Origin of the sequence: Nocardioides albertanoniae (assembly GCF_006716315.1) — a bacterium.
In the GTDB taxonomy this organism is placed as follows: Bacteria; Actinomycetota; Actinomycetes; order Propionibacteriales; family Nocardioidaceae; genus Nocardioides; species Nocardioides albertanoniae.
In genome coordinates this window covers 503,187-519,105 of record NZ_VFOV01000001.1, presented here as the reverse complement: position 1 = coordinate 519,105, position 15,919 = coordinate 503,187, and the positions used below count along the sequence as shown (strand labels likewise).

14 protein-coding genes are annotated in these 15,919 nt (G+C 71.2%); 1 reads left to right on the top strand and 13 read right to left on the bottom strand.

All coding sequences use genetic code 11. The features are described from left to right. Positions 1-5 precede the first annotated feature (5 nt). The 10 genes from FB381_RS02475 to FB381_RS02430 form a co-directional block, all read right to left on the bottom strand. Positions 6-680, bottom strand: a complete 675-nt coding sequence (locus FB381_RS02475) for a sirohydrochlorin chelatase (RefSeq protein ID WP_141778823.1) — start codon at positions 678-680, stop codon at positions 6-8. After that, positions 680-1,831, bottom strand: coding sequence for a uroporphyrinogen-III synthase (locus tag FB381_RS02470; protein ID WP_141778822.1), 1,152 nt, complete (start codon positions 1,829-1,831; stop codon positions 680-682). The genes FB381_RS02475 and FB381_RS02470 overlap by 1 nt, the downstream gene beginning before the upstream one ends. 75 nt (positions 1,832-1,906) lie before the next feature. Further along, positions 1,907-2,257: a nitrite reductase small subunit NirD gene (gene nirD / locus FB381_RS02465; RefSeq protein WP_141778821.1), complete on the bottom strand. Its 351-nt coding sequence runs from the start codon at positions 2,255-2,257 to the stop codon at positions 1,907-1,909. Next, positions 2,254-4,896, bottom strand: coding sequence for a nitrite reductase large subunit NirB (nirB, locus tag FB381_RS02460; RefSeq protein ID WP_141778820.1), 2,643 nt, complete (start codon positions 4,894-4,896; stop codon positions 2,254-2,256). The genes nirD and nirB overlap by 4 nt, the downstream gene beginning before the upstream one ends. Continuing rightward, on the bottom strand, positions 4,893-6,341 hold the full coding sequence (locus FB381_RS02455; RefSeq protein ID WP_246087925.1) for an FAD-dependent oxidoreductase: 1,449 nt from the start codon (positions 6,339-6,341) through the stop codon (positions 4,893-4,895). The genes nirB and FB381_RS02455 overlap by 4 nt, the downstream gene beginning before the upstream one ends. Positions 6,342-6,421: 80 nt before the next feature. Beyond that, on the bottom strand, positions 6,422-8,473 hold the full coding sequence (locus tag FB381_RS02450) for a molybdopterin oxidoreductase family protein (protein WP_141778818.1): 2,052 nt from the start codon (positions 8,471-8,473) through the stop codon (positions 6,422-6,424). A gap of 301 nt (positions 8,474-8,774) precedes the next feature. Next, on the bottom strand, positions 8,775-9,512 hold the full coding sequence (locus FB381_RS02445; RefSeq protein ID WP_141778817.1) for an ABC transporter permease: 738 nt from the start codon (positions 9,510-9,512) through the stop codon (positions 8,775-8,777). Next, positions 9,509-10,219 (bottom strand): heme ABC exporter ATP-binding protein CcmA, encoded by a 711-nt coding sequence (gene ccmA / locus FB381_RS02440; protein ID WP_141778816.1) that lies wholly within the window; start codon positions 10,217-10,219, stop codon positions 9,509-9,511. Before ccmA ends, FB381_RS02445 begins: the two co-directional genes overlap by 4 nt. 54 nt (positions 10,220-10,273) lie before the next feature. Beyond that, positions 10,274-10,870: a TetR/AcrR family transcriptional regulator gene (locus FB381_RS02435; RefSeq protein ID WP_141778815.1), complete on the bottom strand. Its 597-nt coding sequence runs from the start codon at positions 10,868-10,870 to the stop codon at positions 10,274-10,276. A gap of 9 nt (positions 10,871-10,879) precedes the next feature. Then, entirely contained in the window at positions 10,880-12,070 is a 1,191-nt protein-coding gene (locus tag FB381_RS02430) for a heparan-alpha-glucosaminide N-acetyltransferase domain-containing protein (RefSeq protein ID WP_141778814.1), read from the bottom strand. 73 nt (positions 12,071-12,143) lie between these two features. On the opposite strand from FB381_RS02430, the gene FB381_RS02425 reads away from it, so the two are divergent. After that, positions 12,144-13,349: an MFS transporter gene (locus FB381_RS02425; RefSeq protein WP_141778813.1), complete on the top strand. Its 1,206-nt coding sequence runs from the start codon at positions 12,144-12,146 to the stop codon at positions 13,347-13,349. Between the two features lie 147 nt (positions 13,350-13,496). Here FB381_RS02425 and FB381_RS02420 read toward each other — a convergent pair whose 3' ends face one another. The 3 genes from FB381_RS02420 to FB381_RS02410 are packed head-to-tail and all read right to left on the bottom strand — an operon-like array spanning position 13,497 to position 15,901. Then, positions 13,497-14,267: a sugar phosphate isomerase/epimerase family protein gene (locus FB381_RS02420; RefSeq protein ID WP_141778812.1), complete on the bottom strand. Its 771-nt coding sequence runs from the start codon at positions 14,265-14,267 to the stop codon at positions 13,497-13,499. 9 nt (positions 14,268-14,276) lie between these two features. Then, the gene (locus tag FB381_RS02415; RefSeq protein ID WP_141778811.1) at positions 14,277-15,218 is read right to left on the bottom strand and encodes a Ppx/GppA family phosphatase; all 942 of its coding nucleotides are present in this window, start codon (positions 15,216-15,218) and stop codon (positions 14,277-14,279) included. A gap of 44 nt (positions 15,219-15,262) precedes the next feature. Then, positions 15,263-15,901, bottom strand: a complete 639-nt coding sequence (locus FB381_RS02410; protein ID WP_141778810.1) for a TetR/AcrR family transcriptional regulator — start codon at positions 15,899-15,901, stop codon at positions 15,263-15,265. Between the last annotated feature and the right edge of the window lie 18 nt (positions 15,902-15,919).

Below are 15,919 nucleotides of genomic sequence, written 5' to 3'. Positions count from 1 at the left end.
GACTCTCAACCAGCCTGTGCGGGGCGCGGCTCGCCCCGAAGCTCCGAGGCACGGCGTACGACCAGGTCGACGACGTCAGGGTGAGGGCCGATGACGTCGGCGACGACCTCGGCCCCAGCGGCTTCGGAGCGAGAGTGGACGAGGTCGGAGAAGAAGCCGGGAGCGAGCAGGTAGGGGGAGACGGCGTCACCGGGGCGTACGACCTCGTCGACGGCCGGAGCGCCGGAGCCCGAGACCGTGGCGACGCGGACCTCGCCGCCCCACGCCTCGGCCAGCATCGCTCCGGCGGTCTCGATGTCGGCGCGGGCGGCCGGGTCGTTGGAACCGGCAGCGACCAGCACCACCGGCTGACCGGGCGCGACGCCGGTGGCGACCAGCCGGGAGACCTGGGCGGAGGCGAGCAGCGGGTCCGGTCCGAGCGCTCGGCCGAGGGCCGCCGGGTGGCCATCGGCGGCCCGCGGCAGGTCGACCCTGACGTGATAGCCGGTCGAGAGCAGCAGCGGCACCACCAGCGACGGCTGGGCCTCGGCCAGGACATCCCTCACGAGCGGCTCGCAGAGCTCGACGTACGCGGCCCTCGACTCCATCCCCAGCACCCGGCCGGCGCGCTTGGCGATGATCGAGGCGACCGCGTTGCCGAGCAGCTGGCGGGTGCCGTGGGCGACGACGACCAGCCGCATCAGCCGACCGCCAGCCGGTAGCCGCGCTTGACGACCGTCTGGACGGCCTTGGTGCCGAGCACCGCTCGGAGCCGGGCGACGGCCATCTCGACGGCGTGCTCCGAGCCGGCGGTGCCGGAGGGCAGCATGGCGAGCAGCGCCTGCCGGGAGACGACGTTGCCGGGGTTGGCGACGAGGGCTCCGAGCACGGCGGCGGGAGCCGGGGAGAGCTTCACCTCGGCACCGTCGAGGATCGCCGCGTCGTCGTGCAGCAGCAGCTGGTGACCACCGGCGAGCTCGATGAGGAGGCCCTCGCGCCGCAGCGGCAGCTCGGCCTCGAGCATCTTGACCATGGCCGCGGTGCGCGAGCGGTCGGGGATCATCGTCGGCACGCCCCACATCTCGAAGGCGGCTGCGGTCACCGGCCCGACGCAGGCTGCGATGACGTCGGCCTGGAAGGCCGCGACGACCTCGTCGCGCAGCCCCACGGAGCCGGCAGCCTGCATGAACGCGGCCACGGCCGGCGCGGAGGTGAAGGTGACCGCGTCGAGCTCACCGTCGGCCAGCGTCTCGACCAGGCGGAACACCGGCTCGGGGTCGGCGGCCGAGTCGACCCGGTAGACGACCACGTTGATGACCTCTGCGCCCTGTCTGGTCAGCGCGTGCGCGACCATCGACAGCGACTGGCCGTGCTCCTGAACGACGATGCGCTTCCCGGTCAGGTCGCGACCGCGCAGGTGCTCGAGCACGTCGTCGAACTCCTCCGACTCGGGCGCCCACAGCTCACGCAGCCCTCGTCGCCGCAGCGCGCCGACCGACTTCGGTCCGCGGGCCAGGATCTCGGCCCCGCCCAGGGTCTCGAGGAGCCGGTCGAGCAGGCCCCACTCCTCGGCCGCGTCGAACCAGGCGCGCATCCCGACGCCGGTCGTGGCCAGGAACATGTCGATCTTCTCGCCGATGATCTCCTCGGTGACCGTACGCAGCGCGCCGGCGTCGACGCGGTTGGGGTCGACGGAGAGCGCGGGCGCCCACACCACCTGGGCGCCGCGCCGCTCGAGCAGGTTGATCTGCTCCTCGGCCTTGCGCGCCGCGGTCACCCCGACGCGGAACCCTTTCAGCGCACCACTGTCCACATCCGCATCGTAGGTCGCCTGCGTCGTCTGCACTGCCATGGTGTCACCCTGCGGCAGCCGCATTTCGGCGTACGCGGGCCGGCCGGTCGGGGGCGCTAACTTTCCCTCACGGCCTCACAGCGCCACCGCCACACCTACCCGGATCTCCCCCTCGACCACATCGACCTCATAGGTCGCGACGGCGACCGAAGGATCATCGAGGCACCGGCCGGTCTCGAGCGAGAACGCCTGCTTGAGCAGGGGCGATGCGACGAACGGGACGTCGCCGCGAGTCCCGACGATGCCGCGGGCGAGCACCGATGCATGGCCGTACGGGTCGTAGTTGGACAGCGCGAAGACCCGGTCGTCGTGGGTGCGGAAGACGGCCACCACCTCGCCCCTGACCAAGGCGGTGACACCGGTCTCCGGGTCGATGTCGTCGAGGCGACAGACGGAGATGTACGTGGCGGTCCTGGCTGCGTTCATCGGGCGTGCTCCATCGTGTGCTCGTCGGTGGCCGGCGGGCCGACCGGGATCGAGGAGCCGAGCGCGACCGGACCCGACGCCGGCTGCTCGCCGACCGCCGGCGCGATCTGGCCGCGCACGGCTCCGAAGGAGATGTTGGGGTCGGGGAGCTCGGGGGCGTTGACGAAGGAGACGAACCTGCGCAGCATCGCCGGGTCCTCGAGGGTCGCCTTCCACTCGTCGAAGTAGCCGTCGACATGCTGCGCCATCGCGTCCTCGAGCTCCGTGCCGAGCCCGAGGACGTCGTCGACCACGACCTCGCGCACCCGGTCGAGACCGCCCTCGAGGGAGTCGATCCAGGTCGAGGTGCGCTGGAGACGGTCGGCGGTGCGTACGTAATACATCAGGAAGCGGTCGAGGCAGCTGACCAGCTCGTCGGTGGTCAGGTCACCGGCGAGCAGCTGCGCGTGGGCCGGGACGGCGCCACCGTTGCCCCCGACGTACAGGTTCCAGCCCTTCTCGGTGGCGATGACGCCGAAGTCCTTGCCGCGGGCCTCCGCGCACTCACGGGCGCAGCCGGAGACGCCGCCCTTGAGCTTGTGCGGCGAGCGCAGCCCGCGGTAGCGGGTCTCGAGCATGATCGCGAGGCCGACGGAGTCCTGCACGCCGTAGCGGCACCAGGTGGAGCCGACGCACGACTTCACGGTGCGCAGCGACTTCCCGTACGCGTGGCCCGACTCGAACCCGGCGTCGACCAGGCGCTTCCAGATCGCGGGCAGGTCCTCCATCCGGGCGCCGAACATGTCGATGCGTTGGCCGCCGGTGATCTTGGTGTAGAGGCCGAACTCGCGGGCGACCTCGCCGATCACGATCAGGCCCTCGGGGGTGACCTCGCCGCCAGGGATGCGCGGCACGACCGAGTAGGAGCCGTTCTTCTGGATGTTGGCGAGGAACGCGTCGTTGGTGTCCTGGAGCTTGCGGTTCTCCGCGGCGAGGACGTGGCCGTTGAGCTGACTGGCCAGGATGGAGGCGATCGCCGGCTTGCACACGTCGCAGCCGCGGCCGGTGCCGTGGGCCTCGATGATCTGGTCGAAGGTCGTGTAGCCGTGGATCAGCACCACGTCGAAGAGCTCGGCGCGGGTCATCGGGCTGCGGCCGTGCTCGTCGCCGGCGAAGTGCTCGCACAGGGAGGTGTCGACCGTCTTGCCCTGGGCGGTGAAGTAGTCCTCGACGATCTTCTTGACCTGCACCTTGCAGGAGCCGCAGGTGCTGCCCGCCTTCGTCTCCTTGGTGACCTCCGCGGCGCTCCCACAGCCGGCATCGACGGCCGCCTCGATGTCGCCGCGGGTCACGTCGTTGCACGAGCAGACCTGCGCCTCCGGCGGGAGCTGGACCCCGCCACCCCCGCCGCTGGATGCAGGCAGGATGAGCTCCTCGGGGTTGTCCGGGAGCGGGATGCCGGAGGCGACCATGGGCCGGAGCAGGCCGTACGCCGAGGCGTCGCCGACCAGCACACCGCCGAGCAGCCGGGTGCCGTCCTCGCTGATCACCAGCTTCTTGTAGACACCGGCGACCGCGTCGGAGTAGGTGAGCTCGAGGCAGTCGTCGGTGGTGCCGTGGGCGTCGCCGAAGCTCGCGACGTCGACACCGAGCAGCTTGAGCTTCGTCGACAGATCGGCACCGGTGAAGGTGCCCTGGCCGCCGAGGAGTGCATCGGCGACCACCTCGGCCATGTCGTAGCCGGGGGCCACCAGGCCGTACATCTTCCCGCCCGGCGCCGCGCACTCGCCGACCGCCCACACGTGCGGGTCGGAGGAGCGGCACTGCTCGTCGACGAGCACGCCGCCGCGTTCGGCCAGGTCGAGGCCGGCGGCTCGGGCGAGCGCGTCGCGGGGCCGGATGCCGGCCGAGAAGACGATCATGTCGACCGGCAGCGGCTCCTCGACGTCCTTGAACTTCAGGGCGCTGACCTGGCCGTCCACCTCGCCGGTGGCATCGACGTCGACGATCGCCGGGAGAGCCGCCTCCGTCATCACGCCGGTGTGCACGGTGAGCCCGAGGTCGGTGATGTGCCGGCCGAGCATGCGACCGCCCGCCTCGTCGACCTGCACCGACATCAGCCGCGGGTTCATCTCGACCACGTGGGTCTCGACGCCGAGCTGGTGCAGTGCGTTGGCGGCCTCCAGCCCGAGGAGACCACCGCCGATCACGGCGCCGGCCTTGGCGGTCTTCGCGGCCTCGCGGATCGCCTCGAGGTCCTCGATGGTGCGGTAGACGAAGACGTTCCCGAGCTCGGCGCCCGGCACCGGCGGCACGAAGGGTGCGGCTCCGGTGGCAAGCACCAGCTCGTCGTACGCCATCTCCTCGCCGTCGCCGAGCATCACGGTCTGCGCGGCGGGGTCGATCTCGATGACGCTGGTGCCGGTGCGCAGCGTGACCCGCGGGTCGTCGTAGGCACCGCCTGGGAGGAACGAGAGCGCCTCGGCGCCGACCTCGAAGAAGCTGGTGAGGGCCACACGGTCGTACGCCGGGCGCGGCTCCTCGCCGATCACCACGATGTCGTGGGTCTCGGTGAGGCCGCGCTCGATCGCGGCGGTCACGAAGCGGTGGCCGACCATGCCGTGACCGACGACGACGACCTTGCGGAGGTGAGGGCTCATAACGGGGTTCCTTCCATGCTGAGCTCGGGTTCTCGGGTGGCGAGGAGCTGTCGGACGGCCGGCGCGCAGCCGCCGCAGCCGGTGGTGGCGCGGGTGGTCTCGCGTACGTCCTCGAGGGACCGGCACGCTCGGATCCGTCCGGCGTCGACCCCCGCGCAGGAGCAGACCTCGGCGTCGTCGGGGAGCCTCGGACGCGCGGCGCCTGCCGGCATCGGCTCGGGCAGCAGCAACCTGCCGGCCTCGTGGTCGCCGAGGACGGTCTGCCGGTCGAAGGCCTGGGTGATCACGCCGACCCGGCTCAGGTCGCCGACGAGGGCGCCGGCGACGATGCGGCCCTCGCGCACGACGAGTCTGCGGTGGGTGCCGGTGACCGGGTTGGCGATCTCGACGACCTCGCCGACCTCGTTGCGCGGGTCGCCGAGCACGCAGACGTCGAGGTCGGTGGCGCGCAGCCGGGCGACGACGCGGTGTCCCTCATAGGTGGCCTCGTTGCCGGCGAGGACGTCGGCGAGCACCCCGGCCTGCTCCCAGGCCGGGGAGACGAAGCCGGTCACGTTGCCGTCGTGCTCGGCGCAGTCGCCGATCGCGTGGACGTGGGGATCGTCGATGCTGCGCAGCCGGTCGTCGACGATGACGCCGCGGTTGACGGTGAGCCCGGCTCTTCTGGCGAGGTTTGCGCGCGGGCGGCCGCCGGCGGTGAGCACCACCAGGTCGGTCTCGAGCGTGTAGCCGTTGTCGAGCCTGAGGCCCTCCTCGGTCAGCCGGGTCGCGCGGGCGCCGAGATAGACCTGGGTGCCCAGCCTGGCCATCGACCGCTTCAGCACCTTGCCGGCGGACGCGTCGACCTGGCTGCTGAGCAGGTGGTCGCGCCCTTCGACGATCTCGGTCTCGATGCCGCGCACCGCCAGCGCGCGGGCGACCTGGAGGCCGAGCAGGCCGCCGCCGACGATCACCGCGCGCCGCGGGCGGTCGTGGAGGGTCTGTCGGTCGACGAGGGCGAGCAGTCGCACGCAGTCGTCGAGGCTGCGGAACGCCTGCACCCTCGGGTCGAGCGAGCCGTCGGCCCGCACCGTGCCCCGGATCGGGGGCAGGCTCGGGATGGCCCCGGTGGCGAGCACGAGCCGGTCATAGGGGACGGTCGTGCGGTCGGCGAGCTCGACCGTCCTGGTGTCCCGGTGGATGTCGGCGACGAGGCAGCCCAGCCGGAGATCCACTCCGCGTGCGGCGTACCACTGCTTCTCGCGCAGCGTCAGCGCCTCGGGGCGATGAGTGCCCTCGAGCACGGCGGAGAGCAGGATCCGGTTGTACGGCGCGTGCTGCTCCTCCGCGAGCACCGTGGTCTGCGGGCCGAGGCCGCGCGCGACCAGCCCCTCGACCAGGCGGGCGGCCGCCATGCCGCCGCCGACGATGACGATCCTGTCGCCGCGTACGGGCTGCTGTAACACGTCGTTCGCAGGACTACTCGCCCTATCTGAACGACCGGATAGTCCGTCGAACGACGTGTTACAGCTGACGGCGGCGGCACTCATGCGCTCACCGCCGCGGCACAGACCTTGAACTCCGGCATCCGGCTGGAGGGGTCGAGAGCGTCGTTGGTCAGCTTGTTGGCGCCGACCCAGTGGAACGGCACGAAGATCGTGTCGGGGCGGATCGTGGTCACGACCCGGGCCGGCGCCTTCATCTCGCCGCGCGGGGTGCGCACGACCACCGGGTCGCCGTCGTGTGCCCCGACCCGGTCGGCCAGCAGCGGATGCATCTCGACGAAGGCGCCGTCGTCGGGGAGGTCCTTGATCCGGCGGGTCTGGGCGCCGGACTGATACTGGGCGAGGATCCGCCCGGTGGTCAGGTGGAGCGGATAGTCGTCGTTCGGCTCCTCTGCGGCGCCACGGTGGTCGACGTCGATGAAGCGGGCCAGGCCGTCGGGGTGGAAGAACGAGTCGGCGAACAGGCGCGGGGCGCCGCCGCTGCCGTCGGGGCACGGCCAGAAGACCCCGTCCTCGGCGCGGATCCGGTCGTAGGAGATCCCGCTGTAGTCGGCCCTGCCGCCCCGCGAGGCCGCGCGGAGCTCCTCGAAGATCTCCTCGGGGTCGGTCGGCCAGCGGGGCCCGCCGAGCCGGGCGGCCAGGCCCGCGATCACCTCCAGGTCGGAACGTACGCCGGCCGGCGGGTCCACCGCCTGGGTGCGCAGGATGACCCGCCCCTCGAGGTTGGTCATGGTGCCGGTCTCCTCGGCCCACTGGGTCACCGGGAGCACGACGTCGGCGAGCGCGGCGGTCTCGCTCATCACCATGTCGGCGACCACGAGCAGGTCGAGGCCGGCGAGCCTGGAGGCGACGTGACCGGCGTTGGGCGCGGAGACGACGACGTTGGAGCCGAAGACGAGCAGGCTCTTCGGGCCCTCGGGGGTGCCGAGCGCGTCCAGCAGCTCAGACGCGGAGCGCCCCTTGCCGGGGATCGCGTCCGGGTCGATGCCCCAGACGGCAGCCACATGGGCGCGGGCCTCGGGGTCATCGATCGACCGGTAGCCCGGGAGCTGGTCGGCCTTCTGGCCGTGCTCGCGGCCGCCCTGGCCGTTGCCCTGCCCGGTGAGGCAGCCGTAGCCGGCGTACGGCCGTCCGGGCATGCCGAGCGCCAGCGCGACGTTGATCCAGGCGAGCACGGTGGCGGTGCCCTGGGCGTGCTGCTCGGCGCCGCGCGCGGTCAGGATCATCACCTTCTCGGCGCTCGCGAGCAGGCCCGCGAGCTCGCGGAGCCGGCCGGCCTCGACGCCGCTGACGCGCTCGACCATCTCCGGCCACCAGGCGGCCACGGAGCGGCGTACGTCATCGAAGCCGGTGGTGCGCTCGGCGACGTAGTGCTCGTCGACGGCTCCGGCGGCGTCGAGCAGGTGCAGGATTCCGAGGGCGAGGGGCAGGTCCGTGCCGGGCACCGGCTGCAGGAAGAGGTCGGCGCGCTCGCCGGTCGGCGTCAGCCGCGGATCGATGACGACGACCTTGCCGCCGTTCTCACGCAGCCGGTCGAGGTGACGGGCGGCCGGCGGCATCGTCTCGGCGAGGTTGGAGCCGACGAGCACACAGACGTCGGTCTGCTCGATGTCGGCCAGCGGGAAGGGCAGCCCGCGGTCGACGCCGAACGCCTGGTTGCCGGCCGACGCCGCGGAGCTCATGCACCAGCGGCCGTTGTAGTCGATCTGCGAGGTGCCGAGCGCGACCCGGGCGAGCTTGCCGAGCTGGTAGGCCTTCTCGTTGGTCAGCCCGCCACCTCCGAAGACGGCGTTGGCGTCGGCGCCGTGGGTCGCACGCAGCTCGGCGAGCCTCGCGGCGACCATGTCGAGCGCCTGGTCCCACTCGACCGCGCTCCACTCCCCCGTCGCCCGGTCACGCACCATCGGCGACGTCAGCCGCTCACGACTCCCGCGCAGCCCGGCCGCCGCCCACCCCTTACGGCACAGGGCCCCCTCGTTCGCCGGGCTGTGCTTGTTCCTCTGGGATCGCGCACCGACCTCCAGCCGGGTTCCCCTGCGACTCAGGGTCATCCCGCACTGCAGGCTGCAGTATGGACAGTGGGTGTCGGTCACACCGGCAACACTCGCGAGCCGACGTTTCGCCCCGCCCCACCCTCCGTACCCCTTCCGTCAACTTCCCCTCACCACCTCACGCCGTTCTCGAGCGGAGTGCCGAGGAGTCACCTCTGCGGGTCGAAGAGTCAGGTCTGCAGGTCGAAGAGTCAGGTCTGCAGGTCGAAGAGTCAGGTCTGCAGGTCGAGAGGTCACCTAGGTGACGTCTCGACCTGCAGGAGCGACGTCTCGACCTGCAGGGGTGACGTCTCGACCTGCACGAGCGACTCTTCGACCTGCAGGGGTGACGTCTCGGCAGCGATCAGGGGGTACGTCGCCGCAAGGTCGCCGAGCCGAGGGCGAGCCCGGCCACGACGAACGCGGCGACGACGGCCAGGTCGATCCAGACGTCGCCGGTGTCGGTGGAGCTGACCAGGTGGGTCATCGCGTCGACGGCGTAGGAGAGCGGGAGCACGTCGGAGATGGCCCGCAGCACCGACGGCAACGAGTCGCGCGGCACCAGCAGACCGCAGAGCAGGATCTGCGGAACCACGACCGCCGGCATGAACTGCACGGCCTGGAACTCGGTCGCGGCGAAGGCGGAGACCAACAACCCCAGAGCGGTGCCGAGGAGGGCGTCGACGATCGCGACGACGACGAGCATGACCACCGATCCGGAGATCTCCAGCCCGAGGAGGCCGACGCTGATCCCGACCGCGACGCCCGACTGCACGGCGGCGAGCACCCCGAACGCCAGCGCGTAGCCGAGCAGGAAGTCGCCCTTGCCCAGCGGCATCGCGAGCAGCCGCTCCAGCGTGCCCGAGGAGCGCTCGCGCAGCGTCGTCACCGAGGTGACCAGGAACATCACGATGAACGGGAAGATCGCGAGCAGCGCCGGCCCGATCTGGTCGAAGATCGGTGCCGGCGAGTCCTCGTACATCCACCACAGCAGCGTCATCAGCAGCGTCGGCAGCGCGACGAGCATCACCAGGGTGCGGGGGTCGCGGCGGATCTGGGCGAGCACGCGTCCGGTCACCGCGAGCGTACGTCGGATGCTCATCGTGTCTCCCTCACCAGCGCCAGGAACGCCTGCTCGATGTCGTCGACGTCGGCCTTCTGCTTGATCTCCGTCGGGCTGCCGTCGGCGAGGATCGCACCCTCACGCATCAGCAGCAGCCGGTCGCAGCGTTCGGCCTCGTCCATCACATGGCTGGAGACGATGACCGCCGCGCCCGCGGCGGCCAGATCCCGGAAGGTGCCCCACAGCTGCTCGCGCAGCACCGGGTCGAGCCCGACCGTCGGCTCGTCGAGCACCAGCAGGTCGGGCGACGCCAGCAGCGCGGCCGCCAGGGAGACCCGGGAGCGCTGGCCACCGGAGAGGTCGCGCACGACCTGGTCGCGATGAGAGACCAGGTCGACCGTCTCGACGGCCTCCGAGACCGATGCCGCGGGGGCACCGAGCACGCGCGCGAAGAAGCGCAGGTTCTCGGTGACCGTCAGGTCGTCGTAGACGCTGGCCGCCTGGGTGACATAGCCGATCCGTGGTCGCAGCGACGCCGATCCGGCGGGGCTGCCGAGCACGGTGAGCGACCCGGTGACCTTGGCCTGCACCCCGACCAGCGCCCGCATCAGGGTCGTCTTGCCACATCCCGAAGGCCCGAGCAGCCCGGTCACCTCACCTGCGCGCACGGAGAAGTCGAGGTCGTGGAGCACCTCGCGCTTCCCGCGTACGACTCGGAGGCCGGATGCCTCCACCACGTTATTCATCACATGATGAAATGTGGCACGGCAGGCGCCGCCGCGCAAGAGGGCGCGGCTCGGTCAGGGCAGCGGCCCGGTCAGATAGCCCTGGATCACCGGCGCGTACGTCGCCACCAGCGTCTCCGGCGGCGCCGAGGCGAGCGGCTCGAGCCGGGCCACATAGCGCAGCACGATGATGCCGACGAGCTGCGAGCCCACCAGGCCCATCCGGCGCTCCGGCTCGTCGAGCTCGAGCGCCTCCCCGACCGGACCCAGCACCAGCTCGCCGAACGCCTCCGGAGCGAGGCTCATCCCCTCCGGCTCGAAGACGCTGCGCACCAGAGCCATCAGCGGCAGCCGCGCCTCCTCGTCGTCCCAGACGCTGAGCAGGAGGCGTACGAGCCGCTCGCCTGCGTGCTCCTTCCCCTCGACGATGATCGTCGGCGCGATCACCCGCGGGTCGACCCGCAGCTCCAGCGAAGCCACGAAGAGATCCTGCTTGGTGCCGAAGTAGTGGTGCACCAGCGAGGAGTCGACCCCGGCGGCCGCCGCGATCCCGCGCACGGACGTCGCGGCGTACCCCTGCTGCGCGAACGACTGCCTCGCCGCCGTCAGGATCGCCGCTCGCGTGTCCGGCGATCCCGGCCTGCGCCCGCGCCGCGGCGCCTCGGTGCTCATAGGAGCACGCTAACGCGATGCCACCGGCCCCGGCCGGGCCTCCGTCCGCCGCAACCACATCGACGGACGTCCGACGAGCCACTCGAGCGGCCCGGGGCGGCCCCAGGCGGTCACGAGAGCCCCGATGCCGAGCACGACGAGCACGTGGACGACGTACGTCCCCGGCGTCTGCGCCGGCCAGACGGCGTCGGTCATCATCACCACGTGCAGGCTGTAGAGGCTCAGCGTCATCGTGCCGGCACCGAACAGCACCGCGAGCCCCACGCGCCAGCGGCCCCGCAACCGCAGCGAGATCATCTGGCAGGCGCCGATGGCGAACATCGAGCTGCCGATGGTCTGGGCGAGGTCGAACGGGGTGGAGGAGTGCGGCGCGACGACCAGCAGCCACTGCCAGCCACCGTCGACCGGGGTCTGGCCGTAGAGCCCCAGGCTGATCTTGGTGAGCACGCCGTCGAGGTCGAGCTCGGGATAAGTGCGCACCAGCACCTCGGCGACCGACGGCAGCCGGGTCAGCCGGCCCGAGATCCAGGTCGCGGAGATCGAGAGGATGATGCCGCTGGTCCAGACCATGTCGACCACGAGCCGGTTGCGCAGGTCGATGCGGCCGATGGCCATCCCGATCAGCAGGTAGGCCAGCCACGGCACTGCCGGGTAGTAGCCCGTGAAGAGCAGCTCGGCGAGCAGCCGGCCGGGCTCCAGCAGATGTGACGGCTCCGGGCTGGCGAACTGTCGCTCCGGCAGCATCGGGCGGATGCCCATCGAGATCAGCGGGCCCACCACGATCCAGGCCACGCCGAGCAGCCACAGCCACCGCGCCCGCAGCCCCAGGAACGGCAGCCCGAGCACGAACAGCACGCCGTAGTAGGTCAGGATGATCGCCACATCCGCGTCGAGCGCGCCGAGCACCAGCCCGATCGCGGCGATGAGCAGGGCGCGTACGGCCAGACCCAGGGCCCGCGACCGCAGCACCTGCCCGCGCACCGGCGTATGCCGCCCGGTCATCAGCGCCAGGCTCACCCCGGCCAGCACCGCGAAGAGCGCCGCCGAGCGTCCGCCGGCCAGCGACTGCACCCTCGTCAGCTCACCCGATGCGCCGATGGGGTCGAGGAGGTGCGTCGCCATCATCCCCAGCAACGCCAGGCACCGTGCGACGTCGACCCCGACGAGACGGGTCGAGACACGATCGGTGAGCGCGGACATCGCTCCAGAGTAGAGATATCTCACGCGTGCTCAGTCTTCACCCACCCACAACGCCTGCTTTACCGTGAGAACGATGTCCGTAGACGCCTCCCCGACCCGCGCATGGGAGGGACACGACGCCGGCAGCAGCGGCTACCGGCGGATCCTGGTCGGCCTCTTCGCCGCCGGGATCGCGGCGTTCGGCCAGATGTACTCCACCCAGGGCATCCTCCCCACCGTCGCGCAGGCGCTCGAGGTCGACGAGGCCTCCGCCGCGCTCACCGTCTCCACCGCCACCCTCGGCCTGGCCGCCAGTGTCCTCGGCTGGTCGTGGATCGCCGACCGCATCGGCCGGGCGCCGGCGATGAAGATCGCACTCTCGATCTCCCTGGTCCTCGGCCTCCTCACTCCGCTCGCGCCCGGCTTCACCACCCTCCTCGTGCTGCGCGGCCTCGAAGGTCTCGCCCTCGGCGGCGTGCCTGCCCTCGCGGTCGCCTATCTCGCCGAGGAGATCCACGTACGCCACGTCAGCGTCGCCGCGGCCATCTACATCTCCGGCACCACCGTCGGCGGCCTCCTCGGCCGGGTCGTCACCGGCCCCTTCGCCGACCTCGGCGGCTGGCGGCTGGGCGTCACCGCCGGTGGCGTCCTGTCGGCGATCGCCGCGATCATCGCCATCACCCTGATCCCCCGCGCCCAGGGCTGGTCCCGACCGGCCGGCAAGCCGGCCACGTCCGTACGCCAGGGGGTGCTCGCCAACCTCCGCGACCCGGGCATGCTCGTGCTCTACGGGCAGGCGGCTCTGCTGATGGGCGGGTTCGTCGCGACGTACAACTATCTGGGTTTCCGCCTCGAGCGCGAGCCCTTCGGGCTGCCGGTGGCGATCTCGAGCCAGATGTTCTTCGCCTACCTCGGCGGCACGGTCTCCTCGTCGGTCGCCGGCCGGCTGGCGGCGGAGCACGGGCGACGAAAGGTGATGCTGACCTGCGTGATCGTCATGATCGCCGGGGTCACGATGACGCTGCCCGACAACCTCGTGATGGTGCTCACCGGCCTCCTCGTGCTCACCACCGGCTTCTTCGGTGCCCACGGCGTCGCCTCCGGCTGGGTCGGCGCCCGCGCGAAGGTCGGCAAGGCCCAGGCCAGCGCCCTCTACAACCTCTTCTACTACGGCGGCTCGAGCCTGTTCGGCTGGCTCCTCGGCTATGCGTACGTCGTCGGCTGGTGGGGCATCGCCACCGCCGTCCTCGTGCTGGCCCTGACCTCGCTCACCTGGTCCTGGCTCGCCGCCCGCGACTGAACCCGCTCGCCCGCTGGCCGAGCCGGATTCGTGAGGAACGAACGAATCCGTGTCGAGACCAACACGGTCCCCTCGGCGCTCGATTGGACTGTGTTGGTCTCGACACGCCTCCGCCTAGCGGCTCCGGCGGCTCGACCAGCAGTGAGCTCAGGCCCGGAAGTGCTCGCGCGCGAAGTCGAGCGACTCGCGCAGGTCGGCGAGGCGTCCCTCGCGCGAGCCGGACTTGCGGGTGTTGATCTCGAGCACGATCTCACCGTCGAACCCCGAAGCGGCCAGGTGACGCAGGAACCGGTCGGCGCCCATGTGACCGCGGCCGGGCACGAGGTGCTCGTCCTTGGCCGAGCCGGTGCCGTCGGTGAGATGGATGTGGCGCAGCCGTGAGCCGAGCCGGCGCGCCATCTCGATGACGTCGTCGCCGGCGATCGCGGCGTGAGAGAGGTCGACGGTGGTGTTGGCGTAGTGCTCGGTCGACGGGTCCCAGTGAGGCAGATACATCTGCGTCGCGCGCTTCGCGGCCCGCCACGGATACATGTTCTCCACCGCGAACCGCAGCCCGGTCGAGCGCTCGAGCGTGGCGATCCCGTCCACGAAACCGGCTGCATAGTCGCGCTGCCAGCGGAACGGCGGATGCACGACGACCACCTCCGCCCCCACCTCGAGCGCCATCTCGGCGGAGCGCTCGAGCTTGCCCCAGGGCTCGAAGCCCCAGACCTGCTGGGTGAACAGCAGCGTCGGCGCGTGGATGGCGACGACCGGCAGACCGTGGTGCTCGGAGAGCTGCTTGACCGCGTGGGTCTGCTGCGAGAGCGCATCGATGCCGACCATCACCTCGACCCCGTCGTAGCCGACCTCGGCCGCATAGGCGAAGCCGTGGGCCGTGGACTCGGGATAGGTCGAGGATGTCGACAGCGAGATCATCGAGACGACCTAGACCTCGTGGCCGATGAACGAGAGATGGTCGAGGCGGTCGAGGATCAACCCCTCGCGCAGCGCCCACGGGCAGATCTCGAAGGCCGGCAGGTCGAAGATGTCGAGGCACGCCTCGGCGACCAGCGCGCCGGGCACGATCTGATGGGCGCGCGACGCGCTCACCCCAGGCAGGTCGGAGAGCTCCTCGAGGGTCATCTCCAGCAGCTTCGGGATCCAGCGGCGCAGGTCGTCGAGCTGCAGCTGACGGCGCACCCGCAGGCCGTCGCCGCTCGGCGCGGCACCGCAGATGCGCGCCAGCGAACGGAACGTCTTCGAGGTCGCCACCGCCATGTCGGGGTGCCCACCGCGCAGGATCTTGCCCGCGTCCTCGGCGATCGAGGTGCGGATCGTGCGGCGCAGCTCGGGCAGCTCGTCGTCCAACGGCCGGTGCCCGGCATAGCTGCGCGCGAGCCGGCCGGCACCGAGCGGCAGCGACCAGGCGACGTACGGCTGCTCGTCGAGGCCGGCAGCGATCTCCAGGGAGCCGCCGCCGATGTCGAAGACGGCCAGCCGGCCGGCGGACCACCCGAACCAGCGGCGTACGGCCAGGAAGGTCAGCCGCGCCTCGTCGTCGCCGGGGAGCACCTCGATCTCGACCCCGGTCTCGGCATGCACCCGGTCGAGCACCTGCTGCGAGTTGCCGGCGTCGCGCACCGCCGAGGTCGCGAACGCGAGCATCTCCGCGACGCCCTTCTCCTCGGCCACCTCGACCGACTCGCGGGTGAACGCGGTCAGCGCGTTGATGCCGTCCTCGGTCACGTCGCCGGCCTCGTCGAGGTGCTCGGCAAGCCGCAGGGGCTGCTTGAACGAGTACGCCGGAAGCGGGGCCGCCCCGCCGTGGGCGTCGACCACGAGCAGGTGTCCCGTGTTCGATCCGATGTCGAGTACGCCCAGACGCATAGGTCTACGTTAGACGGTGCGACGTCTCGCGACCCAGGTCCGGGTCACCCCGCGCTCTCGTCGGTCGCGAACGTCTCCAGGTGGTCGATCGCTGCCCGCAAGGCGTCGTCGAGCGGGCCGATCTCCTGCGCGACCTGAGCGAGCATCATCCCTCCCTGGAACGCGGCGAGGAGCAGGTTGGCCAGCTGTGTCGGATCCGCGTCGGCACTCATCCGGCCGCGCCGCTGCATCTCGGTGATCCCGTCGCGGAAGATCTCGCGCCACTGCCCGAACGCGCTCGCGAGCTCGTCGCGCACGTTGAGATCGGTCTTGATGATCTCGCTCGCGAGCGATCCGAGCGTGCAGCCTTCGCGGTAGGCACGCTCGTAGCCGACGTAGAAGGCCGCCCATCTCCGAAACGCGTCGATGCTGTCGAAGCTGTCGAACTGCTCGCCCCGATGCACCGCGAGCACCCGCTCGGCCTGCCACTCGATCACGGCCAGCACGAGCTTCTCCTTCGTGGAGAAGTAGTGGTTGAGCTGCGACCCACTGATGCCGGTCGCCCGGCGGATCTGCTCGTTGTTGGTCGCGTGCACGCCGTTGGCGTAGATGAGCTCGGCGGCCTGCTCGAGGATCCGGGCGCGCGTGGCCTGCCCCTTCCCGGTGAGCCTGCGGTGCTCGGCGGGCTTCGTCGACACGTTCATACGTCACACGATACCCGT

Coding starts and splice junctions, on each gene's coding strand:
- FB381_RS02475 (WP_141778823.1), bottom strand. CDS start 680: ATGCGGCTGGTCGTCGTCGCCCACGGCACCCGCCAGCTGCTCGGCAAC.
- FB381_RS02470 (WP_141778822.1), bottom strand. CDS start 1,831: ATGGCAGTGCAGACGACGCAGGCGACCTACGATGCGGATGTGGACAGT.
- nirD (WP_141778821.1), bottom strand. CDS start 2,257: ATGAACGCAGCCAGGACCGCCACGTACATCTCCGTCTGTCGCCTCGAC.
- nirB (WP_141778820.1), bottom strand. CDS start 4,896: ATGAGCCCTCACCTCCGCAAGGTCGTCGTCGTCGGTCACGGCATGGTC.
- FB381_RS02445 (WP_141778817.1), bottom strand. CDS start 9,512: ATGAGCATCCGACGTACGCTCGCGGTGACCGGACGCGTGCTCGCCCAG.
- ccmA (WP_141778816.1), bottom strand. CDS start 10,219: ATGAATAACGTGGTGGAGGCATCCGGCCTCCGAGTCGTACGCGGGAAG.
- FB381_RS02435 (WP_141778815.1), bottom strand. CDS start 10,870: ATGAGCACCGAGGCGCCGCGGCGCGGGCGCAGGCCGGGATCGCCGGAC.
- FB381_RS02430 (WP_141778814.1), bottom strand. CDS start 12,070: ATGTCCGCGCTCACCGATCGTGTCTCGACCCGTCTCGTCGGGGTCGAC.
- FB381_RS02425 (WP_141778813.1), top strand. CDS start 12,144: ATGTCCGTAGACGCCTCCCCGACCCGCGCATGGGAGGGACACGACGCC.
- FB381_RS02420 (WP_141778812.1), bottom strand. CDS start 14,267: ATGATCTCGCTGTCGACATCCTCGACCTATCCCGAGTCCACGGCCCAC.
- FB381_RS02415 (WP_141778811.1), bottom strand. CDS start 15,218: ATGCGTCTGGGCGTACTCGACATCGGATCGAACACGGGACACCTGCTC.
- FB381_RS02410 (WP_141778810.1), bottom strand. CDS start 15,901: ATGAACGTGTCGACGAAGCCCGCCGAGCACCGCAGGCTCACCGGGAAG.